The following is a 25,687-nucleotide window of genomic DNA, read 5'->3' on the forward strand; positions in this document are numbered from 1 at the left end:
CCCCAGGCCCCACCGCCCCCCCGATCCGCACCCGCCGCAGGCACCGGGGTCCTCCAAACCGAATCCCTCACGACCGAGGCACTCGTCAGGGACGACGCGTCGGCGCAGATTAGCGCTGTGTTCAACGCCATTAACAGCTACCGGGCATCGTTCGGGCTGCCCGCCGTGAAGTACCACGCCACCGTGGCCGCGATGGCGCAGGAGTGGTCCGACAGCATCGCGTCCCGGGAAGTGATCGAGCACCGCTCAAGCTTCTGGACGGATCCGCGCGCACTCAGCCCCACCAACGGCGCCGGGGAGGTCATCGCGGTCCGCTGGGACCGTGATGCCGCGCAACTGGTGGAATGGTGGAAGGGCTCACCCGCACACAACGCGATCCTCAAGGACCCGCGGTTCACCGTGATGGGCATCGGCATCACGTTCACGGACGGCAACTGGCAGACCACTCCGAACCGTTACACCATGTGGAGCGTTGTGGACTTTTTCGGCTATGGCACGCTGCCGGCGGGAACCACCAGCAGCCCGGGAGGCAGCAGTGAAATGCCCGTGCAGCCCGCCAGTGTGTGCGATCCGCTGGTGCGGCACATGCCACCGACGGCGGACCTGACGGCAGCCGCCATCAAGAGTCCCGGCGATCTGGTGTCCGTGAACTCGTCCGGCGACCTCCTAAACCGCCCGTCACTCGGGAACCGGCAGTTCGGCGCACAGCAGGTCATCGGAACCGGATATGGCGCCGCCAAGGAAGTCTTTGTCACGGACTGGGAGCGGGACGGCGTCTTCGACCTCCTGGTGCAATGGACCGACGGACGCCTCACCTTGCATTCAGGGGCAGCGGCGGGCGGATTCCTCCCCGCCGTGACCCTGGGCCAGTCGGGATGGGCCGGAATGACCCTGGCCGTGGGAGGCTGGTGCGCCAACAACCGGCTCCCCCAGCTGGTGGCACTGGACGGCTCCGGGAATCTCTGGCTGTACCCCAACCGCGGGAAGGCAGATCTCGTGGAGCGGACGCTGATGGCGTCCGGCGTGTCAGCCAACCGGCTGGCCATGGCGGATTACGACGCCGACGGTTTCCAGGACCTGCTGGCCCGCCAGACGGACGGAAACGTCCGCCTCTACCGCGGCTCGGGCGCGCCGGCACCGCGCGCCGAAACCCGCGCAACCGTGGCCAGCGGATGGTCGGACGTCGCAGCCATCCGTCCGCTGCGGGATGTCACGGGGCTGAACTCGACGGGGCTGGCCCTTCGACGGGCCGGCGACGTGGTGCAGTACTGGGACCTCAGCACCGGAGCCCTGGCATCGCCGTCGTCCATCCCGGGCGCATGGGCGGGACAGCGGCTGGCGCAGTAGCCGCCCGGCGTACGTGTCAGTTAAGGCTCCACCGGCCGGGCTTCCAGGACTTCCTTAAGCCGTTCCAGCTGGGCCACCTCTGCCTTCATGGTCCGTTGAATCATGAAGTCCATCAGCCCGGCCAGCCCCTTGGGCCGGACCTCCAGTGCGAACCGGACCCGGGTGCATGTTCCCTCGGTGCTCAGGTAATAGCCGCCGTGCGGGCGGGCGGGACCGGCAACCACCTGGAACTGGATCTCGGCGCCCGGACGGAGCTGGGTGATCTGGAAGTCTGCGGCAATGGGGCGGCCCGCCGGTCCTGTCAGTGTCTGCTGGTACACAGCGCCCTTGGCACCCACAGCCCCCGAACGCAGCTCAACATTCCGGACCCCTTCCCGCCAGGAGGGAAGGTTGAGGCCGTCCTGCAGGAACCGGTACACGGTCATGGCATCGCGTTCCACGACGACCTCGTACTCTGCAAATGCCACGGGGATCCCTTGATTGTCGGACAGCTTTCTTTGCGTAGCCCGTTCCCCTGATACTGCAGCTAACACCAACAGGATATTCAGCCCGGAGTGCGCCCGGAGCGGCTGCGGCCGTGCCTTAACCGAACAGTTATCGAAAGGACCCAAGTGTTATCGAAAGGGTGCTGCCGGCACGGGACGTGTCCCTGTTCGGGGACGGCTCACCGCTGGGGTAAAGTAAATCCGGTTGACGCAACCGGGACGTGGCCGAGATATTTGGCTAGTCCCCCATGCGGCTGTAGCTCAATGGTAGAGCGCTAGCTTCCCAAGCTTGATACGCGGGTTCGATTCCCGTCAGCCGCTCCAATCCCTCCACCGGCCTTCTTCCGCCGGGCTTCTTCCACCGGCCTTCTTCCGCCGGGGCATTAGGCGGCTACCTGTATCGTCAGAAGTCAGGAACCCCTTCGGTTCCGCTACAGGAGCAATCATGGCTGACAAGTCCCCGCGTCAAGCAGCATCCGCAAAATCCGGCAAATCCATCAAGGAAAAGCGAGCTGACAAGAGGGCCGCGGCGGCGCCGCCCAGCTCCCTCGACAAGGCAACCTCCGCCAAGGCAGCGAGCCCCAAAAAGAAGTGACCGGTTCCGTGAACCACCTCACCCTCGGAGTCCTGGCCAGCACGCGGAAGCCTGACGAACGCCGGCTCCCGCTCCATCCCCTTCACCTGGACCGGATCGCGCCGGAACTGCGGCAGCAGATCATTCTCGAGCAGGGCTACGGTGAACGGTTCGGCGTCTCAGACCAGCACCTGTCCTCCCTCGTGGGGCGGATTGCCTCCCGAGACGAGATCATTGCCGACGCCGACGTCATCCTGCTGCCCAAGCCGCAGCCGGAGGATCTCGCCGAACTCCGCGACGGCCAGATCCTCTGGGGCTGGCCGCACTGTGTCCAGGACCGCGCCATTACCCAACTGGCCATCGACCAGAAGCTCACCCTGATCGCTTTCGAGGCCATGAACCACTGGGCCAGCGACGGCGGCTTCGGCCTCCATGTGTTCCACAAGAACAACGAACTGGCCGGCTACTGCTCGGTCATTCATGCCCTTGCCCTCACCGGCTCAACGGGCGACTACGGCCGGCGGCTCACCGCCGTCGTTATCGGTTTCGGTGCCACGGCCCGCGGCGCCGTCACGGCGCTTAACGCCCACGGCATCCATGACGTCCAGGTGCTGACCAACCGGGGTGTGGCCGCCGTCGGCTCTCCCATCCATTCGGTGCGGATCGCGCAGTTCGACCATGACGACAAGGCGCCGTTCCTCAGCCAGGTCATCACCGAACGCGGCAGGGTGCCGCTGGCGCCGTTCCTGGCCGAGAGCGACATTGTGGTCAACTGCACCCTGCAGGATCCCAATGCCCCGCTGACGTACCTGCGCGAAGAGGACCTCGCGGCCTTCCGTCCCGGCAGCCTGATCGTGGACGTGTCCTGCGACGAGGGAATGGGCTTCAGCTGGGCGAAGACCACCACGTTCGCCGAGCCCATGCTCACCGTGGGCGACCACATTGACTACTACGCGGTGGATCACAGCCCGTCCTATCTGTGGAACTCCTCAAGCTGGGAGATCAGCGAAGCGCTGCTCCCCTTCCTGGAGAGCGTCATATCCGGTCCCGAGGCCTGGGCCGAAAATGAGACGATCGCCCGCGCGATTGAAATCCGCGGCGGCGAGGTCCTCAACAAGGACGTGCTGCAGTTCCAGCAGCGCCAGGCGGAGTACCCGCACGCCCCTCTGGACGCGTAGCCGCCGGAGCGGCCGGCCGCTGTGCCGGCTGCTCCGCCGTACGCCGCACGATCCGGAGCAGGCGCCGCCGGTCCTTGAGGTCGACCTTGAGGGTCAGCTCACCGCGCCGGGCAAGCACGACGGCGACAGTCACCGCCGCCAGGGCCGGCACCCCGCCGGAGACCAGGATGGCGGTGTGCGGATCCACGTGCTCGGCAATCCAGCCGATCATGGGACCGCCGATGGCCTGGCCGCCGATCAGCACCATAATGTACAGGCTCATGACGCGTCCGCGGATCCCCATGTTCGAGCTGATCTGGACCAGCTGGTTCGAGGCGGTCAGGAACATCAGGCACCAGAAGCCGGACAGCACCATGGCGGCACCGAACCACACCATGGACGGCGCCAGGGCCGCCAGGCAGAGCATCAGTCCGTACATTCCGGCGCCCAGGACCACCGACCGCAGCCGCAGCTGCCGGCGGCGGGTGGAGGCGATTGCCCCGGCGAGCGCACCGAGCGCCACCAGCGCGTTCAGCAGGCCGTAGCCTCCGGCGCCGACGTCGTACACGTGGTCCGCGAAAGCGGCCAGCAGCACCGGCAGGCTCATGGCGAAAACCGCGACAAAACCGGCCATCAGCCAGGGCCAGTAGATGGTGGGCTTGCTCAGCGCGTACTTCAGCCCCTCCCGGAGCATTCCCTTGCGCTTTGGTGCGGGTGCGTTGATGAACAGCTGGTCCTTGCGCAAAAGCAGCAGCATGGCCACGGTGGAACAGCAGGCCACGGCGTTCGCGGCGAAGGCCCACCCGGCGCCGACCGCCGTGAGCAGGAGACCGGCCAGGGCGGGTCCGATCAGGCCGCCCAGCTGGAACGTTGTGGAGTTCACGCTGATGGCATTGCGCAGGTACGTGGGACCCACGAGCTCGTTGACAAACACCTGCCGGGCAGGCTGGTCCAGGACCGTAACCAGCCCCAGCAGCAGCGCGATGGCGTAGACGTGCCACACTTCGATGCGCTGGCTCAGGGCCAGGACGGCCAGCGCCGCAGCCAGCACCGCGGCGACGGACTGGCAGAGGATGAGGATCTTCCGTTTCGCGAACCTGTCCGCCATCATCCCGCCCCACGGGCCCAGTACCAGCGACGGCATGAATTGCAGCGCCACGGTGATGCCGACGGCGGTGACGGACCCGGACAGCTGCAGTACGAGCCAGTCCTGCGCGATCCGCTGCATCCAGAGGGCGATCACCGCGACGAAGTGTCCGATCGCGAAAATGCGGAAGTTGGGGACGCGGAGGGAAATGAAGGTGTGGCGCCAGGGCAGCCGTTCACTCACGACGGCGATCGGCTGGGTGGCGGTGTGCGGCTGCGCGGGCGGGGAATCGGCGGAGGCGGCGGAATCGATAACGGGCTGGCTGACGGTTGCCGTGGACGGCGGAGGGGGTGCCACAGGGAATCCTCAAAGGGTGCGGGTGAGCGGGATACCTCCACGCTATGGTGGCCCCAAGTGATTATGGAAGCGTATTGTTCCTATAACTAACATTGCGAACCGCAATAGTGCGACCAGACCAGCAACCGGGAGTGCCGTGTTCGAACCCGCCCAGCTCCGTTCTTTTCTGGCGGTGGCCGAAACGCTCAGCTTCACCAAGGCGGCGGAGCGCCTGGGCCTGGCCCAGCCCACAGTCAGCCAGCATGTGCGCAAACTGGAAGCAGCGGCGAAGCGGGTCCTGATTGCCCGGGATACCCGGGACGTGCGGCTGACTGACAACGGCGATGCAATGGCCGGCTTCGCGCGGACCATCCTCGCGGCCCACGATGCAGCTTCACGCTACTTTTCCGGGTCCGCCATGCGCGGCCGGCTGCGCTTCGGGACCGCGGACGATCTCGCGATCACCGGACTTCCCCGCATCCTCCGGGAGTTCCGTCAGATCTACCCGCAGATCAACCTGGAACTCACAGTGGGCCAGAGCGACCAGCTGTACAAGAAACTGAATGCGGGCCAGCTGGACCTGGTGTTCGTGAAGTGGGTCGCCGGGGCCAAGGACGGCACGGTGGTCCAGCACGACGCCTTCGCGTGGGTGGGCCTGGAGCAGACAGCGCTGGAACCCGGCGATCCGGTTCCGCTGATCGCCTACCCTTCGCCCAGCCTCAGCAGGAAGCTTGCCATCGACGCCCTCGAGTCCCGGGGGCGGACGTGGCGCATCACCTGCACCACACGGCAGATCAGCGGAGTCCTGGCCGCCGTCCGGGCGGGAATCGGCGTCGCCGTAATGCCGTCCTCGCTGGTTCCGGAGGACCTGAAGATCATCACCCGCCGCTTCGACCTGCCGCCTGTGGGCGATGTGGATTTCACCCTCATCCGCAACCCGCTGGCCAACTCCGAAGTGATCGAGGCGCTCACACAGGCGATTGTGGGGCGCACCATCAAGCGCTCCGCCTAGGGGTTTGAGCCAGCAGGGCAAGTGGCCGGTAAAGGGTAAATGCCCGGTAATTGGTTAAACGAGTAGGTATTCGTCCCCGCACGGGTAGTTATTACACGTAAGTGATTGAAGATATTACGTGCGTAAATTATGCTTGAATTCTGTTAAAGGTTAAGCAGAAGCCGATGACAACGATTCGATGACGAACCGTGTCCGCCGCCGCTGCCTTGGGGGCGCCTGACGGACAACGTTCGGGATAGGCACGCGATGACGCCAACCACGAACCACCCGCATCTTAAAGTCTCAAATCCAGCTCACTCCCTCAACACGCTACGCCCGATGACCGTCGGAACGCACCGCAACACGCCGGTGCATCATGAAGCAAGCGCGCACGCTGAGATGGTCACTCAGCGCGAACCGCACGCCGCCACCACCTTGGTGGACACTGAGTTCGTAGGCAGTCCCTACTGCGAGCGGTGCGGAACGGATGAGTTCATCTACCTGGAGACGTTTGTCCCGGCAAAGTTCCGGCACGACGGCACTCTCCGGAAGCCGGGAGAAGTCACCTACTTCTGCACCGGATGCGAAGATTTTTCGGCACACTCGGTCCCAGCCTCTTGGGTGCCGCCCGGCTGGTATTTGGGCTAGCCAGGATCCCGAACGTTCCGCCAGGCAAACCAGAAATCGCGCCAGGTAAAAAACCGCCGCCGCCAGGCACCCGAGGGTGCCAGGCGGCGGCGATTACTTTTCCCTGGAGCTCGTCCGGGTAGGCCCCCGCCCAGGGCGGGGGGCTACCCGGAGCCCGTTAGATCAGGCTGTCCGAGAGGTGGTTGGGCGTCCCGAATCGGTGCGCGGTGATGCTGACGGCCTGCTCGTGCAGGAACGGCAGCAGCTCCACGCGGCCGGCCTCGGTGACCGGGTGGGAGTAGACGGCCAGGTCCGGGCGTCCGCCGGTGGCTTCGGCCAGCGCAGCCGCGTCGCCGCCGAGGAGCCGGATCCGTCCGCCAGAAAGCTTCCCGGCGTCAGCGAGCCTCGCAGCGGAGGCCAGCCAGGCGGCGTCGTCCTCCACCGTGGTGCTGATGCGCAGCGCGGCGAGCGCTGCCTGCAGCGGGGCGGGAAGTTCGACGGCGGTGGACACCGTCAGTGCCGAACCGGCCAGCACGCCGGCGGCTACTGTCCTGACGAGGTCTGCGACCGGTTCGCCCTCGGAGAGGCGCACCGTGACCGGCAGGGAACGGTAGCGGAAGATGTTCCGCTCCGCGCTCAGCCCGGAAACATCCTTGGCCGTGCCGAACTCGTCGGCCCAAGCGAGGGCATCGGAGGCAAGTGCCCGCTCCAGGGATTCGAAGACGGGAGCGTCCAGTGTGCCCTTCGCGGCACCAGCCAGGCGGCGAACGCCGGGGTTGGTCACGGCCGCCTTGGGGTTCTTTTCAGAGCCGCCTGCTGTGCTGGCCTTGTTGACCCAGTCGCCGAGTCCGGCGAGGTAGTTGGGTCCGCCTGCTTTGGTGCCGGCGCCGACGGCGGACTTCTTCCAGCCGCCGAACGGCTGGCGCTGCACGATCGCGCCGGTGATGCCGCGGTTCACGTAGAGGTTGCCGGCCTGGATGGTGTCCAGCCAGAGCCCCACTTCCTCGGTACTCAGCGAGTGCAGCCCGGCGGTGAGGCCGTACTCCACCTGGTTCTGGATGGCGATGGCGTCTTCCAGGGTTTCCGCCGTCATGACGCCGAGCACCGGGCCGAAGAACTCGGTGAGGTGGAAGTAGGATCCGCGGCGCACGCCGTAACGGACGCCCGGGCTCCAGAGCCGGCCGGTGTCGTCGAGCTTGCGCGGTTCGACGGCCCAGTTTTCGCCTTCGCCCAGGGTGGTGAGCGCGTTCAGGAGCTTGCCGTTGGCGGGTTCGATGATCGGGCCCATCTGGCTGGTGGGGTCCTCGGGGTAGCCCACCTTGAGGGACGTGACAGCGTCGATCAGCTGGTTGTGGAACCGCTTCGAGGTGGCCACGGAGCCCACCAGTATCACCAGCGAGGCGGCGGAGCACTTCTGCCCGGCGTGCCCGAATGCTGAGTACGCAACATCTTTGGCGGCGAGGTCAAGGTCCGCGCTGGGCGTGACGATGATGGCGTTCTTGCCGCTGGTTTCGGCCAGGAGCGGCAGATCCTTGCGGAATGAACGGAACAGCTCGGCGGTTTCGTAGCCGCCGGTCAGGATCACGCGGTCCACGGCCGGGTGCGAGATCAGCTGCTGGCCGAGCTCACGCTCGCCCAGCTGGACCATGGTGAGGACGTCGCGGGGCACGCCGGCCTCCCAGAGCGCTTCGATCATCACGGCACCGCTGCGGCGGGCCTGCTTGGCAGGCTTGATTACGACGGCGGAGCCGGCGGCGAGTGCCGCGAGGGTGGAACCGGCCGGAATGGCCACCGGGAAGTTCCACGGCGGGGTCACCACGGTGAGCTTCGCGGGCACAAAGGTGGCACCGTCGACGTCGTCGAGCTTGCGGGCTGACTCGGCGTAGTAGTGGGCGAAGTCAACGGCTTCGCTGACTTCGGGATCACCCTGGTCGATGGTCTTGCCTGTTTCGCTGGCCATGACCTCGAGCAGGTCCGCGCGGCGGGCCTCCAGGATGTCGCCGGCGCGGTGTAGCACTTCGGCGCGCTCGGCGCCGCTGAGGGCGCCCCAGGCCTTGCCCTTTTCGACGGCGGTGGCGATCACCGTGTTGAGCGTTTCGGCGTCCGTGATGGTGGCGGCTTCCACGGATGCGTTGCCCAGGGTGGAGTAGGGAACGCGTTCCAGGATGGCGCGGCCCCAGTCACGGTTGGCGGGCAGGGAGGGGTCCGTGTCCGGGGTGTTCTCGAAGGAGTCGCGCGGCATCGGATCGGCCGGGAGGCTGCGGTTCTGCCCGCGGTTGGGGCCGGGGACTTCGTCGTCGAGCTCTGCCAGCGAGGCGAGGAAGCGCTGCTTCTCACGCTCAAAGAGCGCTTCGTTTTCGCTGAGTTCGAAGACGGCGGACATGAAGTTGTCCTGGCTGGCACCTTCTTCGAGGCGGCGGATCAGGTACGCGATGGCGACGTCGAACTCGGCCGGGTGCACCACGGGGGTGTAGAGCAGGAGGGAACCGACGTCCTTCTTGACCGCTTCGGCCTGGCCCTGGGCCATGCCGAGCAGCATCTCGAATTCGATGCTCTGCTGTGCGGTATCCGCGATGCCGCGCTGCTTGGCCAGGAGCCAGGCGAAGGCGATGTCGAAGAGGTTGTGGCCGGCGACGCCGATCCGGATGTTCTTGATCCGGTCCGGGTGTAGCGAGTAGTTGATGACGCGCTTGTAGTTGGTGTCCGAGTCCTGCTTGGTGTTCCAGGTGGCGAGCGGCCAGTCGTGCAGCGAGGATTCGACCTGTTCCATGGGCAGGTTGGCGCCCTTGACCACGCGGACCTTGATGGCGGCGCCGCCGTTGGCGCGGCGTTCAGCAGCCCAGTCCTGCAGGCGGATCATGGCCGCGAGGGCGTCCGGCAGGTAGGCCTGGAGCACAATGCCGGCCTCGAGGTTCTTGAACTCCGGCTTGTCCAGGATCCTGGTGAAGACCGCGATGGTCATATCCAGGTCCTTGTATTCCTCCATGTCCAGGTTGATGAACTTGGCCTTCTGCCCTCCGGCGGCGAACGAGGCGGCGCGGGTGAAGAGCGGCGTGAGCTTTTCGACGACGTGCTCGACGGCCTCGTCGAAGGCCCAGGCGGAGTGCGGGGCGACGGTGGAGGAGACCTTGATGGAGACGTAGTCGACGTCCGGGCGGGCCAGCAGGGTGTGGGTGCCCTCAAGCCGGCGGGAGGCCTCATGCTCGCCCAGAACGGCTTCGCCGAGAAGGTTGACGTTGAGCTTGATGCCGTCCTTGCGGATCTTGGCGATGGCCGGGCCCAGCTTGGCGTCCGTGGCGTCCACGATCAGGTGGCCCACCATTTCGCGGAGCACGCGGCGGGCGATCGGGATGACCACCTGCGGCATGACCGGGGCCATGGTGCCGCCGAGCTGGACGGCGCTGCGCATGTACCAGGGCAGGAAGGCCGGGACCTTGGGGGCAAGGGCTGCCAGGTTGCGGGCGGCCACGTGAAGGTCTTCGGGGCGGACCACGCCGTCCACAAAGCCGACGGTGAAGTCGAGCCCGTTGGGGTCCTTCAGGACGCCGGCGAGCTGTTCAGCGGAAGCATCCACGGGGACCTTGGCCGCCTCCGTCAACCAGTGGCGCACCAGCGCGATCGCTTCCCCGGCAAGGGCCTGCGCTTCGGGTACGTGCGAACCGCGTGCAGGGGCTGCTCCGGTGGCCGTCTTGCCGACGAGGACGCCGGGCTCCGTCGAAATGTTGGTCATGGCAAACACTCGTTCTTTCCGTTGGTGAGGAGTCTTTCCATCAGTATGAGTCTCCACTCACTTAAGATAAAGCGACGTTTTCTGAGCAATACAGGTTAGAAAAACCAACGGTTTTAAATCCCGCCCGAACGTTCGTAAACCGCCCCCGGACCCTCTCTCACTTCCCGGGCCTCTCCGGCCATCCCTCTCGCACTTCCCGGGCCTTTCCGGCCATCCCTCTCGCACTTCCCGGGCCTTTCCGGCCATCCCTCTCGCACTTCCCGGGGAAACGACGGACCCCCTCCCACCGGGGTGAGAGAGGGTCCGTCAAAATGTCACCGGATCTGAGAGAGCGTCCGGTTGTTTGTGCCAAGAAGTGAGAGAGCGTCGGGTGGCTACGCCAGCGGGCGGTGCATTTCGACGGCCTCTTCGTGCCTGGGGCTGTCCGGATTCATCAGCGAGTGCTTGCGGCCGTAGCCGAAGTAGATCGCCAGGCCGATGACGAGCCAGATGCCGAAGCGTGCCCAGGTCTCCCAGTGCAACTGGAACATCAGGAACGCCGAGGCCACCACGCCGAACGCGGGAACCAGCGGCATGAAGGGCAGCCGGAAGGCGCGCGGAGCGTCCGGCTTCTTGTAGCGGAAAACAATGACCGAGAAACAGACCACCACGAACGCGGCGAGGATGCCGATATTCGTCAGGTCGGCGACGGCCTTGATCGGGAAGACCCCGGCCAGCAGGGCGGAAGCGACGCCCGCGATCCAGGTCACGCGCTGCGGGGTGCCGTGCCGGTCCGTCTTGGAGAACCAGCCCGGGAGCAGGCCGTCGCGGCTCATGGAGAACCAGACGCGGGTGACGCCCAGGAGGAAGGTCAGCATCACGGTGAGGATCGACAACACCGCGAACACGGAGATGATGGTGGCAATGACAGGCAGGCCGACGCCGGTGAATGCCGAGGCGAAGCCGGCCTTCGGGTCGATGTCCTTGAAGTTCTGCATGCCGGTAAGAACCAGGGTGGCGGCCACGTAGAGCAGCATGGCGATGATGAGCGAGAGGATGATCGCCTTCGGCATGTGCTTCTTGCCGTCGGTGGCCTCCTCGGCCGCGGTACTCATGGCGTCGTAGCCGAACACGGCGAAGAACACCGTGGCCGAACCTGCCAGTACAGGGCCGAAGCCGCTGGGCATAAACGGGTTGTAGTTGTTGGTGTCGATGTAGAAGATGCCCAGGCCGATGATGAACAGGATCAGGACAACCTTGATGGCCACCGCCACCAGCTCGAACCGGCCGAACGCCCGTGTGCCGCGGGACAGGATCCACGTCACGATGAGGCAGACGACGATGGCCGGAATGTTGACGATGCCGCCCTTGCCCTCATCCGGGGTGGACGTCATCCAGACGGGCATGTGGACGCCGATGCCGGAGAGGAAAGCGTCAAAGTATCCGGAAATACCAATGGCCACAACGGCCACAATCGCAATGTATTCAAGGAGCAGGTCCCAGCCGATGAACCAGCCGATTACTTCGCCGAGGGCCACATAGCCGTAGGTGTAGGCCGAGCCCGCACGCGGAATCATGCCGGCAAATTCCGCGTACGACAACGCGGCGGCCGCAGACGCGAGGCCCGCAATCAGGAAGGAAAACAGCACCGCCGGGCCCACGCCGGGTTCGGTTTCGCTGCCGTGGGCCACGAGGCCGGCCAGGGAAAAGATGCCGACGCCGATAATGCCGCCAACGCCGATGGCCGTCAGTTGCCAAAGACCCAGGCTTTTCATCAACCCGCTGTGTTTGTTTTCTTCCTCAATGTCGTCAATCGGCTTGCGCCGCATGATCGATTGGGTTAAATCTTTTGTGCTCATCAGGGACTCCTGCATAGATATGGACCCATCAATCCGCCCTGTGATGGGACTAACTCAGTCTGATTAGTATGCAAGCCCCATTGCATTAGATAAAGTGAATTCTCCTAATTAATATTCATTAGATTTAGCGAAGGAACAGTCATGCTCGACGTCCGGCGGTTGAGGCTGCTCCGTGAACTCAAAATCCGGGGAACGCTCGCCGAGGTGGCGGAGGCACTCCAGTACAGTCCGTCGTCGGTCTCCCAGCAACTGGCGCTGCTGGAGAAGGAGGCCGGCGTTCAGCTGCTGCGCAAAACCGGACGCCGGGTCCAGCTGACCCCGCAAGCCGAAGTCCTGGTGGCGCACACGGCCCACCTACTCGAAACGCTGGAGCAGGCCGAGGCTGATCTGGCGGCAAGCCTCACCACCGTTTCGGGCACTGTGCGGATCGCCGTCTTCCAGTCCGCCGCCCTCGCCCTGATGCCGGGCACCCTCACCCGGATGGCGGCCACCTACCCGGAAGTCAGGATTGAGATGGTGCAGCGGGAGCCGGAGACGGCCCTGCATGAAACCTGGGCCCGCGACTTCGACCTGGTGATCGCCGAGCAGTATCCCGGCCACGCCGCGCCCCGCTATGCGGAGCTGGACCGGGTCCGCCTGACCGGCGACGCCATCCGGCTCGCCGTCCCCGGACCCGAGAAGGACCTGCCGCCCATCCGCTCTCTGGAAGACACAGCCGATCTCGCCTGGGTGATGGAACCACGGGGCGCGGCATCCCGGCACTGGGCCGAGCAGGCCTGCCGCAGCGCCGGCTTCGAGCCCGACGTCCGGTATGAAACGGCCGACCTGCAGGCGCAGATCCGGCTGATCGAATCCGGCAACGCCGTCGGCCTGATGCCCGACCTTGTCTGGACCGGACGGGAAACATCGGCGCAGTTGCTGCTGCTGCCCGGGAACCCGCACCGGACCGTGTTCACGTCCGTGCGGCGGTCCAGCGCCAAGCGGCCCGCCATCCTGGCCGCCCGCGAGGTACTGGCCGTCACAGCCGATTCGATTGCCCCCGCCGGCCCGGTCCCGCCGGAGGCCAAATCCGTGTGACCCTCGGCAACCCAGTCACTCCCCCGCCTTGCAGGTCCGGCGGGAAGTTCCCTACGTCACAGCGCGGAAGTGCGCCGGGCGTTAGACTGGGCACGTTATGAATCGCACAATGTTTAAGTCCAAAATCCACCGGGCCACTGTCACGCATGCCGACCTTCACTACGTGGGGTCGGTCACCGTTGACCTGGACCTGCTGGAGGCAGCGGACATCCTCCCGGGCGAGCTCGTGGCGATCGTTGATGTCACCAACGGTGCCCGGCTGGAGACGTACACCATCGCCGGCGAGCGCGGTTCCGGCGTTATCGGCATCAACGGCGCGGCTGCGCACCTGATGCACGAAAATGACATCGTCATTCTCATTACGTATGCGGAGATGACCACCGAAGAAGCCAAGGCGTACACCCCCAAGGTGGTCCACGTGGATAAGGACAACAAGATTGTCCAGATCGGCAACGACCCCGCGGAGGGGCACACCCGCGGCCTGATGCGGCCGCCGTTCGCGCTGAACAACTCCGCCCTGAACTGAATGCATGCCCGGACCACGCCCGTCCGGATATCGAGATCCTCCCCACAGTGCGGCTTCTGGCTGAATAAATCTGATTAGGCTGGGAAGGTGAACGCCAACCCCCGCCCGTCCGTCCCGGCACGGACACCGTCAGGGACCTTCGGGTGCTAGGGGTTCTCGCCGGCTTCTTCGTGGTGTGGTCCATCATCCTCGTGGGCATGTTCGTGGGCCGCCGGAAGGTGCTTGGAGAAAACGCCCGTTCCGTGCTGAGCGCGTTAACGTTTTTTGTGGCCAGCCCGGCGCTCCTGTTCGAGACCCTCAGCAAGGCCAAGCTCCACGACGTCTTCGCAGCTCCCCTGCTGGTCACGGCCGTCGGCGCGATGGTCACGGCAGCAATCTTCTTCGTGATCGTCCGGTTCCTGCTGAAACGGACGGTCCCGGAATCGCTGATGTCGTCCATGAGCGCGTCCCTGGCGAACTCGGCCAACCTGGGCATTCCCATCGCCGTATACGTCCTCGGTGACGCAAGCTACGTGGCGCCGCTGCTGATCTTCCAGCTGGCCTTCTTCACACCGCTCTTCCTGATGGCCCTGGATGCCACCACGAGTTCCCACCGGACCACCCCCGCCGGCTTTGCACTCATGATCCTCAAGAACCCGATGATCGTGGGTTCCGCGCTGGGCCTGGTGGTGGCGGGAACGGGCTGGCAGGTACCGGAGCTGGTGATGCAGCCCATCCACCTGATCGGCGGGGCAGCCATCCCGGCAATGCTGATCGCCTTCGGCATGAGCCTGAACGGATCCCGGCCCCTGCAGGCAGCAGCCGGCCGCCGCGCCGACACGCTCCTCGCCAGCGCATTCAAACTCGTGGTCCACCCGGCCATCGCCTACGCCTTCGCCCGCATGCTCGGCATGGAAGGGCAGGCCCTGTTCGCCGTTGTAGTGACGTCGGCGCTGCCCACCGCCCAGAACGTTTTCGTCGCGGCCAGCCGCTACCGGACGGGCATCACCGTGGCCAAGGACACCGTGCTCATCACCACGGTGGTCGCCGTCCCGGCCATGATCGGCGTGGCCCTGCTCCTGACCTAGTTCTTCTGGTGCTGGTCCAGGAGCCTGGCACAGCGGATGAAGCCGAGGTGGGAGTACGCCTGCGGGTGGTTGCCCAGGTGGGTTTCCGTGCCGGGATCGTACTCCTCGGGCAGCAGGCCGGTGGGGCCGAACAGGTTCACCAGCTGGTCGAACAGGTCCCATGCCTCCTCGATCCGGCCCACCGCCACGTAAGCCTCGATCAGCCACGTGGTGCAGATGTGGAAGCCGCCCTCCAAACCCGGCAGGCCGTCGTCGTACCTGTACCGGAAAACCGTGGGTCCCACCCGAAGCTCCCGTTCCACGGCGGTGACGGTGTCCAGGAACCGCTGGTCTTTCACATCCAGCAGGCCGGACAGGCCGATGTGCAGCACCGCTGCGTCCAGGTCCGGGCTGTCGTAGGCCACGGTGTAGGACGCCGCGCCGTCGTCCCAGCCTTCGCGGAGGACTTCCTCGCGGATGGTGGCGGCGGTGGGCGCCCACTCGGGCTCCGGCACCCTGCCGTGCCGGGCTGCTGTGCGCAGCGCCCGGTCCAGCGTCACCCAGCACATCACCTTGGTGTACACGTGGTGCCGGGGTGCGCGGCGCGCTTCCCAGATCCCGTGGTCGGCCTCATGCCAGCGGGCCATCACGGCCGAGGCCATCTGGACCATAAGCTCCCAGTGCGAATCCTCCAAGGAACCCTCGCGGTCACTCACCGCGCTAATAAGTTCCGCGATGGGCCCGAATACGTCGAGCTGCACCTGGTGGTCAGCGGCGTTGCCGATCCTCACGGGACGTGATCCCGCATAGCCGGGCAGGCTTTCGATGATGGCCTCGGTGGACAGCGGCGCTCCTGTGACGGAGTACAGCGGGTGCAGCCATTCCGGCCCGGGCGCGTTCTCCAGGATCCGGCCCAGCCAGCGCAGGAACCCGTACGCTTCGCTGGTGGAGCCGAGGTCCACCAGCGCGTTGACGGTCATGGAGCCGTCCCGCAGCCAGCAGTAGCGGTAGTCCCAGTTCCGGGTGCCGCCGATTCCTTCCGGCAGCGAGGTGGTGGGGGCGGCCAGGACGGCGCCGGTGGGTTCATGCACCAGCGCCCGGAGCACCAGCGCCGAACGGCGCACCAGCGACGGCTTGACCCCCGGCAGTTCCAGATCCTGGACCCACCGGCGGGAGTGATGGGCGACGGCGGCGCGGCGCTCTGTTTCGCCGCCCACCCCGGCGTGGGTGGGCTCGGTGTCGCCGCAGCGCAGGTTGAGCACCACGGGGCCGTTCCGCAGGTTGACGTCCGCGGTGGCGGTGGCATGGCGGCCGTCCGAAGTGATGGAAAAACTGACGCCGGGTGCCAGCAGGATGATGGGATCAGAGGTGCCCACAACGTGCAGTTCCTCGCCCCGCGCCTCCATGCTGAACGGGGCGTTGGCGTAGTCGGGCCGGGGCGCGAAGACGATCTTGGCCGCGCCGCTGCCGGACAGCACGCGGACCAGGCTCGTGATCCCGTCCGGGGCCGGCTCGAGGTAGTCGGTCACGGTGACGTCAGCCCAGCGGGTCTCCACGATCATGGTGCTGTCCACATAGCGCTGGCCCAGGACCTGGGATGCCTTGACCGGTTCCACCGAGAAGTGGCCCGCAGCGTCGCCGCCCAGGATATGGGCGAACAGGGACCCGGAGTCCGGCAGCGGGTGGCTCATCCAGCAGACTTTGGCTTCAGGGGTGATCAGCGCCGTGGACGAGCCGTTGCCGATCATGGAGTGGCGTTCCAGGCCAACGGCATCCTCGCCAAAGAGCCAGGCACGCCGCAGTTCGAACAGGATGGCCAGAACCCGGGCGAAGGATTCGGGGTCCCGGAGGCGGTGGGCGGCCGCGGAAGGGCCTTCCCCTACCTTAATTCCCATGTCGGGGCCGCGGAGGGTGGCCATGGCCAGTTCGTCGCTGGAGGCGTCGCCGGCATAGAGGGCGGCGCTCACGCCCAGGCGGGCACGCAGGTGTTCCAGTGCGTCAGCCTTGGACGGTTCCACCACGGAGAGGTCCAGCACGGATCCGTCCACGATGTAGAACAGGCCGTGGGCGCGGGCCACCTCCTCCGCTTTCGCCAGCACCTTTGCGAGGATCGCGGGCGACGCCGGCCGGGTGTGCACGGAGACCGCCACGGGCTTGCGCTCGATGCTGATCCCTTTATAGGCGCCGATCGTTTCAAGGAGGGCCTGGCTGGCCTGCTGCAGGACCGATTCGGTGGCCAGCGACAGGCCGTGCGCGAAGCCCATGTCGAATTCGGCGCCGTGGGAGCCCACCAGGTGCACCTCTGCCGGGAGCCTCGACACTGCTGCCAGGTCGCGAAGCGACCGGCCGGAAATGACGGCCGCGTGGGTGTTGGGCAAGGCAGCCAGTGCACGGAGCGCAATCGCGGCACTGCCCAGCGGCAGGGTTTCGGTGGAGATCCCCTCCGCATCGCAGAGCGTTCCGCCGTAGTTGCAGGCCACCAGCAGCCCGGGAGTGCGGGCCAGGATCTTCAGTTCTGCGAGCAGGTGCGGCGTGAGGCCGTCGTCTGCGGCGTCCGACTGCACAAAAGCACGGAGCAGGCCCAGCGGCAGGGAACGGGTCAGGAGTGCGGAATCGGCCACGGACTGGTTGAGCGGAGTAGGCACAGGCGACGTCCTTCGGATAATCCCCAATGATGAGAAAAGTCCGGCGAGGGACATACCCCCAGTTTCCGATGCCGTCGTTACATCAGAATATCCCTGTCATTGCGGGAATGTAACGTGTGCGCGTGCCCGGATTGAGGGACGTGGCGGAGCCTACGCCCGTGCCCGCTTCAGCACAACGACTGTGGCGTCGTCGGATACCTCGCGGCCCGAGGCCAGCTCGAGCACGGCGTCGCAGGCGGCCTGGGCGCTGGCGCTGCCGGAGACGGTGCCGGAGACCACGGCCGTCAGGACGTCGACGTCGGGATAAACATCCAGCAGGCCGTCGCTGACCACGGCCAGGGAATCGCCGGGCTCCAGCGAAACCTGGTGCGCTTCCCATTGCTGGTCAGGCCAGGCACCCACGGGAGGTCCGCCGGTGAGCAGCCGGGAGCAGCTGCCGTCCGCCTTGATGTGCAGCGCCAGGCCATGGCCGGCGTCCAGGTACTGCAGGATTCCGGTGGCGGCATCGAGCCGGGCGTGGAAGAGGGTGACGAAGGAGGCGGATTGTTCGAGGTCGGCTTCCAGGATCCGGCCGGCCGAGCTGAAGGCCGCACTCAGCGGCGTCCGGTGGGCCACCGAACGCATGACGGCGCGGACAGTGGCGGCAATCAGCGCCGCGCCCATGCCCTTGCCCATGGCGTCGGCCAGGGTCAGCTGCAGCCCGCCGTCGTTCGGGTACCAGTCGAAGAAGTCGCCGCCAACATTGCGGGAAGGCCGGAACGAGCCGGCGATGTCGAATCCGTCGAGGGACAGGCCCTCCGCTGGAAGCAGGCTGCGCTGGACTTCGACGGCGCGGCGCAGCTCGTCCTGCACGGCGGCTTCGTGAACGGCACTGGCGCGCGGCCTGCGGAACAGGGCGGTGATCCGGGAGCCGAGTTCGCGGGGGCTGAAGGGTTTGGTGAGGTAGTCGTCCGCGCCGGTGTCGAGCCCGGTGAGGCGGTCCAGTTCCTCGCCGCGGGCGGTGATCATCAGGATATAGGCGTCGGAGAACCGGCGCAGCTGGCGGCAGACCTCAACGCCGTCGATATCAGGCAGGTTCAGGTCCAGTGTCACCAGTTCGGCGCCGTCTCGCTTCATCAGCTCGACGCCGGCGCGTCCCGATGAAACGGCGGACACCAGGAAGCCCTGCTTGGTCAGAATGTGGACCAGCAGGCCGCGGATATCGTCATCGTCCTCAATGACCAGGGCACGGCGTACGTCCGGCTCATCAGTCATGCACCCATTAGACTCCGTGCGGGCTGCTATTGTCACATCGGTACCAGCCGGGTCTTTCTGTAACAACAGTGAGTGCAGGGTCCGGCGCCCCGCAGGTGCCGGACCCTGTAGCTCCTGACACTCAGCGGGCGCGGAACGTCACCATGGTGAAGCCACCGGGTGCCACGGTCACCTGCCCGGACCGGGCACCGGCGTGGGGGTGTTCAGGCGGGCACTGCGGGCCGGGGCGCGGGCTGGCCTGGTCCTAGGTGGCGGGAACGCGGTCCAGCCTGGCCACGCCGATCTTCGAGTCAGCCATGCCGTAGAACACGAACAGCTGGCCGTCCACTTCCTCGATGGCGGTGGGGAACACCACGTTGGGCACGATGCCGGAGATCTCGTCTTCTGTTTCCGGTGCCAGCAGCGGCTTGTCGCTGCGGGCAATGACCTTGGAGGGGTCATTGGCGTCCAGGATCATGGCGGCCGCGGTGTAGTTGACCTTCTGCTGGTGGTCGAAGGCGGACTTCTCCAGCGCGCCGGCCACACCGTGGTGGATCAGCAACCAGCCTTCGTCGACGCGGATCGGCGCCGGTCCGCCGCCGATCTTGAGTTCCTCGAACGGGAACTCGCTGAGGGCAACGAGGGTGTGTTTGCCCATGTGCACCAGGTTGCGGATGTCCTTTTCCACGTCCTCCACGGCAACGTAGGAGATCCAGATGCCGGGGCGGTTGTCCGTGACGCCGGCGGGCAGGTGCTCGCCTTCGCCTTCGCGGATCCAGCCCAGGTCCCACATGGGGCGGTGCAGCATGGCGTAGGAGGGAACGCCGTCGGGGTCGTTCACCGGCTCCGGGAAGAACACGGCGTCCTTGTTCGGGAAGAGGTTCAGGTCCATGGAGAGCTCGGCCTTGTATTCGAAGAAGCACGGGCCCAGGCGTTCCCAGCTGCGGAGGTCCTCCGAGTGCGCGAACGCCAGGCGCGGCCCCAGCGGCCCGTAGGCGACGTAGGTCATCAGGTGCTTGCCCAGGCTGGGGACCCAGGTGGTCCGGGGGTCCTCGGTGCCGGCGTTGTTCATACCGCGTTCCCAGCCCTCGTCCGGGGCGAGCACCACACCCTGGCGTTCCACTCCGGTGGGTACGCCGTCTTCGATGACAACCTTGGCAAGGCCCACGCGGGACACATTGCCCTTGGCCACGAGGCGCGGAAGCAGGTAGAGCTCGCCGTCCGGGCCGCGGCCGCTGGCCGGGTTGAGGACGCCTTCCGCCTCGAAGTCGTTGCCCTCCTCGGGGGACATGATGACCCCGGCGCGGGTGAGGGTGAAGGGGACGGTGGGGAGTGCAGAAGTGTGGGGGGAAGTCATTGATTAGCCCTTTACGCTTGATCCGATATTGGTGGAAATGAATTGGCGCTGGAAGAAGATGAACAGCGCGATGGCAGGTGCCGCGAGGACGCAGGCGCCGGCGAGGATTGCCCCGAACGGGTTGGAGGCCGTGGCGGCAACGTTGGAAATGTAGTTGGCGAGGGACACCGCGAGAGGCTGGATGGCCGAGTCCTTGGTGACCAGGAACGGCCACAGGAACTCGTTCCACGGCCCGATGAAGGTCAGCAGGATCGCTGTGACAATCGCGGGCCTGACCAGCGGGATGGCGATCTGCCACAGGATCCGCAGCTCGGAGGCGCCGTCGATCCGTGCTGCCTCAAAGAGCGTGGACGGCAGCTGCATGAAGTATTGGCGGAAGACGAAGACGGCAGTGGAGTTGATGGCGAACGGCAGGATCATGCCGATGTAGCTGTCCGCCAGGCCGTAATCGCGGACGATCATCACGTACAGCGGAATGAGCAGCAGCTGGAACGGAATCATCTGCACCAGCAGCATCATGCCGAACACGAAGCCCTTGCCGCGGAAGTGCATCTGCGCCAGGGCGTAGCCCACCAGGAGGCCGAAGACCACGGTGAACAGGATGACGCCGCCGGTGAAGATGCCGGAGTTGGCCAGGCCCTTCAGCAGGTCGATGGAACCGTTGATGTTGGCGTAGTTCTCGCCGGTGAGGTTGGCCGGATTGGGGAACGCACCCGCCACCGAAGTGTCCGGGGACGTCTGCAGCGAGCCGATGAACATGTAGTAGAAGGGGAAAAGGAACACGAAGGCGCCTACGGCCAGCAGCACGAAGCTGCCGATGCCAAGGTTCCTGCGCTTTTCCACGGTGGAACCTCCGCTGCCGGAACCTCCGCGGATGGAAGGAAGGGCACCCGGCTGCCCGGCGTCGTCGTTCTTTTCGTTGTCGTTGTTGGCGGCGGTGGCCGCGTCGATGACCGACATGTCAGTCCTCCTTTCCGCCTACGAGGCGTTTCTGGATCAGGGCGATCAGCAGGACGCCGATCACCAGGACGACGCCCAGCGCGGCAGCCACATCGGGGTTTCCCTGCAGGATGCCCTTCTGGTACATCAGGAACACCGGCGAGGTCGATGCGCCGTCGGGTCCGCCTCCGCCGGTGAGCAGGTAGGGCTCGGTGAAGAGGTTGGCGCCGGTGATGGTGGCGAGCAGCGTGACCAGCACGCTGGCCGAACGCACGCCGGGAACCGTGATGTTCCAGAACTGGACCCACTTGTTCCCGCCGTCCACCGAGGCGGATTCGTACAGCTCATCCGGGATGTTCTGCAGTGCTGCCAGGTACAGCAGGATGAAGAACCCCAACTGCTTCCAGGTCACGTACAGTGCCACCGTGGGCATGGCCAGCCAGGAGTTGGTCAGCCAGGACGGGTTCGGGGCCAGCGGCCCCAGCAGCGCATTGACCAGCCCGTTCTGCTGGAACAGGAACAGCCAGACGCCGACGACGGCGACGCTCGCGGTGACGTACGGGACGTAGTAGCTGACCCGGAAAAACGTCCGCAGCTTCGTCACGCGGTTGAGGGCGTTGGCCAGGACTAGGGACAGCCCCACGGTCAGCGGGACGTTGATGACCAGGAACACGCCGATGTTGGCGAAGGAACGCTGGACGGCGGGATCGGACAGGACGGTGATGTAGTTGTCCAGGCCGACGAACGGCCGATCCACCTTGACCCGCGGAGCGGTGAAGAAGAAGTCGTGGAAGGAAATGTAGACGGCGTAGCCCAGCGGGTAGGCGAGGACGGCCAGGACGTAGATGACGTACGGAGCGCTGAACAGCAGCCCCAGCGGCTGGCGCCCCAGGAGGTTCTTGCGTTTCCTGGGGGCCAGCCGCTGGTCGGCCGTTCGCCCAACCGGCGCACCCGTAGCGACGCTGCCCGTTGCGGGGCTGCCCGCTGCAGGACTGCCCGCTTCGGGGCCGCCGTCAGAAGAGCGGAGTGACATTGGGGATCACCCGTTACTTCTGGGCTGCCAGTTGGTTGATCTTGTCCGCTGCGCCCTTGAAGGACGAGTCAATGCTTTCGTTGCCGAAGATCACTGACTTTGCGTAGGCGGTGCGGAAGGTCTGCCAGACCTCGACCGAGTTGGGCACGTTGGGCACCTCGACGGTGCGGCCGGCCTGTTCGGCGAACTGGGTGTAGAGCGGGTTCTTGGTGAAGTAGTCGGCGTAGGCCGTGGCCAGGTCCTTGCGCATGGGCATCTGGCCGGTCTCGGCCAGCAGCTTGCCGTCCTGCTCCTGGCTGGTGGCGAACTTCATGACCTCCCAGGCTGTTCCCTGGTTCTCGCAGGCGGAGTACATGGCCACGTTCTTGGCGTCCGAGAAGGTGGACGTATCAGCCTTTGCCTCGGCAGCGGGCACCGGCACGGCACCCCAGTTGACCTTGTCCTTGTAAGCGGCAATGGCCCACGGCCCGGCCATCGCCATGGCGGCCTTGCCCTCGCCGAACGCGTCACCCTGGAAGACCTCCTTGGACGCCAGGTTCTCCTTGTAGAGCGTCTCGAACATGGTGGCGACCTGCTTGCCCTCCTCGCTGTCGAAGGTGGCCTTGCTGTCCTTCAGGAGCGGAGTGCCATCGGTGTTGGCAGCGTAGAACGGGTAGAAGTCGAACCACGACTGGAAGAAGTCGCTTGCAGGGGACGGCCACACGGCGTTGGCCGTGGCGCCTGACTTCACTAGCGTCCGGGCGGTTTCCAGGAGTTCCTCGTGGGAGCCCAGCTTGGGGTTTTCGGCGTCCAGTCCGGCCTTGGCGAACATGTCCTTGTTGTAGAACAGGACCACGGGGTTGGACTTCCACGGCAGCTGGTACATCTTGCCGTCCGTGGACTTGTACTGGTCCGCGAGGTCTCCGGTGCGGTCCTTGATGTACTGGGCGCTGTCGGGGAAGGAGTCAAGTGCGACTAGCCCGCCCTGCTTCTGGAACTGCGGCACTGCGACGGGGGCGGTGTTGAAGACCAGGCACGGGGCATTGCCTGCCGTGATGGCTGCGCCGATGACTTCCTCGGAGCTCTTGCCGGCCGGGATTTCCTGGGCATCGATCTTCTGGTCCGGGTGCGCGGCGTTCCAGGACTCCACCATGGACTTGCCCCACTTCACCTCGAACTCGTTGTTGGAGTACCAGATCTTGATAGGGCCCTTGGCGGCCGTGGCCGAATCGGCGGAACTTGCTCCCCCTCCCCCGCCGCAGGCTGCGAGGCCTGCGCCCATGATGGTCAGGGCGGCCACGGACAATACGCGCGTGGCTGTTGAAAAGCGCTTCATTGCGACTCCTATTTAGGGGAAACAGAGGGTTTGGGGGCGTGTCTGGGTGCTGTCGGGCTTGTTGGGTTGAGCCGGGAACGCAGTGGGGCCGGGCGTTTGGGGCGGCTTAGCCTGCGGGCGCCGGGCCGGTGGACGCCCTGACCAGGAGGGTCGGAGCCTGGAGGACGGTGTCTTCGCCGCCGTGGGCGTTGCTGAGCTGGTTGAGGAGCACCTGCGCGGCAACCCGGCCCCAGAGCATGGGATCGGTGGAGACTGTGGTGAGGGGCGGATTGAGGTATTGGGTGAAGTCTGCGTTGTCATAGCCAGTGACAGACAAATCACCCGGCACAGTGATCCCCTGGGTTTGTGCGTAGGACTGGCCTGCGGTCGCCATCAGGTCATTGGCGTAGACGATTGCCGTGGGCCTGTCGGCCCGCCGGAGCAGCTCGGCTGTGGCGGCCATGCCGCCTGCGGCGGTGAAATCGGCGGCCGCGAAGAGGTCGGCGCGGAGGCCGGCGGCGGCGAGTGCGCTTTCCCAGGCCTGGCGGCGGCTCCGGCCGTGGATGTATTCCTGCCCGCCGCCAACATGCGCAATGCGGGTATGGCCCAGGGCCACAAGGTGTTCAACGGCCGCGGTGATCCCGGCGCAGTCATCCATCGAAACGGCAGGAAACGGCGAATCGGCGTCCGGCCGGTTCAGGGTGACGGCCGGTAGCTTGAGTTCCTGCAGCAGCGGGATGCGCGAGTCGTCGTGACGGACGTCGGTGAGGAGGAAGCCGTCCACACGGCCGTTCTCGGCCAGCTTGCGGTAGCACCGTTCCTCCGCCCCGGCTCCCGTGGCGACGCTGAGCACCAGAGTGTAGTCGTGTTCTGCGAGGGCGGTTTCGATGCCGGCGATGAACGCCGGAAAGAAGGGGTCCGTTCCGAGCAGGGACGGGTCCCGGGCGACGACCAGGCCCAGCGCGTAGGCTTTGGCGGAAGAGAGTCCCTTGGCCCGCAGGCTGGGCTTCCAGCCGAGCTCCTTGGCCGCCTGGAGGATTCGCTCCCTTGTTCCCGCACTGACTCCCGGCTGGCCGTTGAGGGCATACGAGACAGCACCCTTGCTGACGCCTGCCGCGTGGGCGACGTCGCTGATGGTGACTGCCATGGGTCCTGCCTTCTGTGGATCGGCGGCCCAGTGATACAACTCACTGAACCGGTTCAGTGATAACTACTAAACCGGTTCAGTTGAGAGTTGTCAAGGGGAGGGCTTTCAGAAGGGTGGCACCCCACCGTGCGGCGCGGTTTAGGCGCGGACGAGCCCAGCTGCCTTCGCGAGGAGTTCCACGGAGCGCAGTCGGGCGTCGGTTCCGTTGCTCTGGTGGGCCACGATCAGTTCATCCGCGTCCGCGTGGGGGGTGAACTCGTCCAGGTAGTCCATCACGACGTCCGGGGTGCCGACCGCCGAGTACTTCATCATCTGGGCCACGTGCTGCCCCTGGGGAGAATCGAGGATCATGTCCGCTTCATCGTCGGTGAACACCCTGCCGTTGCCGAAGAACAGGGACACACGGGCGCGCTTGGTGGCCCGGAACATCTCCTGCGCTTCGGAAGCGGAATCTGCCGCAATGACATTGACGCCGGCAATCACATGCGGGGCATCCAGCTGGGCGGAGGGCTTGAATTCCCGGCGGTAGATGGCCACGGCGTCCTGCAGGGCGGCGGGCGCGAAGTGTGATGCGAAGGCGTAGGGCAGTCCAAGCTGCGCTGCCAGCCGGGCCCCGAAAAGTGAGGACCCCAGGATGTACAGCGGCACGTTGGTGCCTTTGCCCGGCGTCGCCTCCACGCCCTGGATGCGTGTGGGGCCGGTGAGGTAGCCCTGCAGTTCCAGGACGTCCTGCGGGAAGCTGTCGGCGGACATCGGATCGCGGCGGAGCGCGCGCATGGTGTTCTGGTCGCTGCCGGGCGCACGGCCCAGACCGAGGTCGATGCGTCCCGGGTGCAAGGTCTCCAGCGTGCCGAACTGCTCGGCGATGGTCAGCGGGGAGTGGTTGGGCAGCATCACGCCGCCGGCGCCCAGCCGGATGCTGCTGGTGTGGGCGGCGATGTGGGCGATCAGCACGCTCGTGGCCGAGGACGCAATGGAGGACATGTTGTGATGCTCCGCGTACCAGACCCGGCGGTAGCCCAACTCTTCCGCTCGCTGCGCCATGGCCACGCTGCCGGCGAAGCTCTCAGCCGCCGTCTGGCCTTTCGCGATGGTGGCCAGGTCAAGGATGGAAAGCGGAACAGTCACGGAGGAGCCGGCCTTTCGTAGCGGAGCGTTGCGGTCACTGCTCCGGTGGCGGAACAGGCACACTGGCGACAACGACGGCGGCGCCCGGGT

The 25,687-nt window shown here is 66.0% G+C and carries 20 protein-coding genes and 1 tRNA gene; 9 read left to right on the top strand and 12 right to left on the bottom strand.

All coding sequences use genetic code 11. The features are described 5' to 3' along the window. On the top strand, window positions 1–1,347 hold a 1,347-nt coding region (locus AC07YR_RS20220), incomplete at its 5' end, for a CAP domain-containing protein (protein WP_494735045.1). A gap of 20 nt (window positions 1,348–1,367) precedes the next feature. Here AC07YR_RS20220 and AC07YR_RS20225 read toward each other — a convergent pair. Next, window positions 1,368–1,814, bottom strand: coding sequence for an SRPBCC family protein (locus tag AC07YR_RS20225; RefSeq protein WP_436059024.1), 447 nt, complete (start codon window positions 1,812–1,814; stop codon window positions 1,368–1,370). 268 nt (window positions 1,815–2,082) lie between these two features. Here AC07YR_RS20225 and AC07YR_RS20230 point away from each other — a divergent pair. The 3 genes from AC07YR_RS20230 (at window position 2,083) to AC07YR_RS20240 (ending at window position 3,584) form a co-directional block, all read left to right on the top strand. Further along, a tRNA-Gly gene (locus tag AC07YR_RS20230) sits at window positions 2,083–2,156 on the top strand. A 121-nt stretch (window positions 2,157–2,277) separates the two neighbouring features. Continuing rightward, window positions 2,278–2,427 carry a hypothetical protein gene (locus AC07YR_RS20235; protein ID WP_436059025.1) on the top strand — a complete coding sequence of 50 codons (150 nt, stop codon included), beginning with the start codon at window positions 2,278–2,280 and terminating at the stop codon, window positions 2,425–2,427. Further along, window positions 2,424–3,584 carry a N(5)-(carboxyethyl)ornithine synthase gene (locus AC07YR_RS20240; protein WP_494735046.1) on the top strand — a complete coding sequence of 387 codons (1,161 nt, stop codon included), beginning with the start codon at window positions 2,424–2,426 and terminating at the stop codon, window positions 3,582–3,584. The genes AC07YR_RS20235 and AC07YR_RS20240 overlap by 4 nt, the downstream gene beginning before the upstream one ends. Here AC07YR_RS20240 and AC07YR_RS20245 read toward each other — a convergent pair. Continuing rightward, window positions 3,517–5,007 carry an MFS transporter gene (locus tag AC07YR_RS20245; protein ID WP_494735047.1) on the bottom strand — a complete coding sequence of 497 codons (1,491 nt, stop codon included), beginning with the start codon at window positions 5,005–5,007 and terminating at the stop codon, window positions 3,517–3,519. The two genes, AC07YR_RS20240 and AC07YR_RS20245, sit on opposite strands and share 68 nt — an antisense overlap. Window positions 5,008–5,143: 136 nt before the next feature. On the opposite strand from AC07YR_RS20245, the gene AC07YR_RS20250 reads away from it, so the two are divergent. Both AC07YR_RS20250 and AC07YR_RS20255 read left to right on the top strand, forming a co-directional pair. Further along, on the top strand, window positions 5,144–5,998 hold the full coding sequence (locus AC07YR_RS20250; protein WP_436059027.1) for a LysR substrate-binding domain-containing protein: 855 nt from the start codon (window positions 5,144–5,146) through the stop codon (window positions 5,996–5,998). A gap of 318 nt (window positions 5,999–6,316) precedes the next feature. After that, window positions 6,317–6,625 carry a hypothetical protein gene (locus AC07YR_RS20255; RefSeq protein ID WP_494735048.1) on the top strand — a complete coding sequence of 103 codons (309 nt, stop codon included), beginning with the start codon at window positions 6,317–6,319 and terminating at the stop codon, window positions 6,623–6,625. Between the two features lie 157 nt (window positions 6,626–6,782). Here the strand turns inward: AC07YR_RS20255 and AC07YR_RS20260 are convergent, their stop codons facing one another. Together AC07YR_RS20260 and AC07YR_RS20265 are read right to left on the bottom strand one after the other, a co-directional pair. Then, on the bottom strand, window positions 6,783–10,334 hold the full coding sequence (locus tag AC07YR_RS20260; RefSeq protein WP_494735049.1) for a bifunctional proline dehydrogenase/L-glutamate gamma-semialdehyde dehydrogenase: 3,552 nt from the start codon (window positions 10,332–10,334) through the stop codon (window positions 6,783–6,785). Between the two features lie 374 nt (window positions 10,335–10,708). Further along, the gene (locus AC07YR_RS20265; protein WP_436059030.1) at window positions 10,709–12,172 is read right to left on the bottom strand and encodes an amino acid permease; all 1,464 of its coding nucleotides are present in this window, start codon (window positions 12,170–12,172) and stop codon (window positions 10,709–10,711) included. A 141-nt stretch (window positions 12,173–12,313) separates the two neighbouring features. On the opposite strand from AC07YR_RS20265, the gene AC07YR_RS20270 reads away from it, so the two are divergent. The 3 genes from AC07YR_RS20270 (at window position 12,314) to AC07YR_RS20280 (ending at window position 14,842) form a co-directional block, all read left to right on the top strand. Further along, window positions 12,314–13,249, top strand: coding sequence for a LysR family transcriptional regulator (locus AC07YR_RS20270; protein ID WP_494735050.1), 936 nt, complete (start codon window positions 12,314–12,316; stop codon window positions 13,247–13,249). 97 nt (window positions 13,250–13,346) lie between these two features. Next, complete coding sequence (panD, locus tag AC07YR_RS20275) at window positions 13,347–13,775, top strand: aspartate 1-decarboxylase (RefSeq protein ID WP_011693710.1); 429 nt, start codon at window positions 13,347–13,349, stop codon at window positions 13,773–13,775. A gap of 143 nt (window positions 13,776–13,918) precedes the next feature. Beyond that, entirely contained in the window at window positions 13,919–14,842 is a 924-nt protein-coding gene (locus tag AC07YR_RS20280) for an AEC family transporter (protein WP_494735051.1), read from the top strand. Here the strand turns inward: AC07YR_RS20280 and AC07YR_RS20285 are convergent. The 8 genes from AC07YR_RS20285 to AC07YR_RS20320 form a co-directional block, all read right to left on the bottom strand. Then, window positions 14,839–17,466 carry a trehalase-like domain-containing protein gene (locus tag AC07YR_RS20285; protein ID WP_494735052.1) on the bottom strand — a complete coding sequence of 876 codons (2,628 nt, stop codon included), beginning with the start codon at window positions 17,464–17,466 and terminating at the stop codon, window positions 14,839–14,841. The genes AC07YR_RS20280 and AC07YR_RS20285 overlap by 4 nt on opposite strands. A gap of 150 nt (window positions 17,467–17,616) precedes the next feature. Continuing rightward, window positions 17,617–18,720 (bottom strand): PP2C family protein-serine/threonine phosphatase, encoded by a 1,104-nt coding sequence (locus tag AC07YR_RS20290; protein WP_436059034.1) that lies wholly within the window; start codon window positions 18,718–18,720, stop codon window positions 17,617–17,619. A 244-nt stretch (window positions 18,721–18,964) separates the two neighbouring features. Further along, entirely contained in the window at window positions 18,965–20,056 is a 1,092-nt protein-coding gene (locus AC07YR_RS20295; protein ID WP_028270985.1) for a glycoside hydrolase family 130 protein, read from the bottom strand. A 3-nt stretch (window positions 20,057–20,059) separates the two neighbouring features. Beyond that, window positions 20,060–21,016: a carbohydrate ABC transporter permease gene (locus AC07YR_RS20300; protein ID WP_494735053.1), complete on the bottom strand. Its 957-nt coding sequence runs from the start codon at window positions 21,014–21,016 to the stop codon at window positions 20,060–20,062. 1 nt (window position 21,017) lies between these two features. After that, window positions 21,018–22,028: a carbohydrate ABC transporter permease gene (locus AC07YR_RS20305; RefSeq protein ID WP_055807074.1), complete on the bottom strand. Its 1,011-nt coding sequence runs from the start codon at window positions 22,026–22,028 to the stop codon at window positions 21,018–21,020. Between the two features lie 13 nt (window positions 22,029–22,041). Next, the gene (locus AC07YR_RS20310; RefSeq protein WP_494735054.1) at window positions 22,042–23,343 is read right to left on the bottom strand and encodes an ABC transporter substrate-binding protein; all 1,302 of its coding nucleotides are present in this window, start codon (window positions 23,341–23,343) and stop codon (window positions 22,042–22,044) included. A 106-nt stretch (window positions 23,344–23,449) separates the two neighbouring features. Next, window positions 23,450–24,469 carry a LacI family DNA-binding transcriptional regulator gene (locus tag AC07YR_RS20315; protein WP_436059038.1) on the bottom strand — a complete coding sequence of 340 codons (1,020 nt, stop codon included), beginning with the start codon at window positions 24,467–24,469 and terminating at the stop codon, window positions 23,450–23,452. Window positions 24,470–24,607: 138 nt separating this feature from the next. Continuing rightward, window positions 24,608–25,597, bottom strand: coding sequence for an LLM class flavin-dependent oxidoreductase (locus tag AC07YR_RS20320; RefSeq protein WP_494735055.1), 990 nt, complete (start codon window positions 25,595–25,597; stop codon window positions 24,608–24,610). Window positions 25,598–25,687 lie beyond the last annotated feature (90 nt).

Source organism: Arthrobacter sp. GW460-12-1-14-TSB2 (assembly GCF_059423525.1).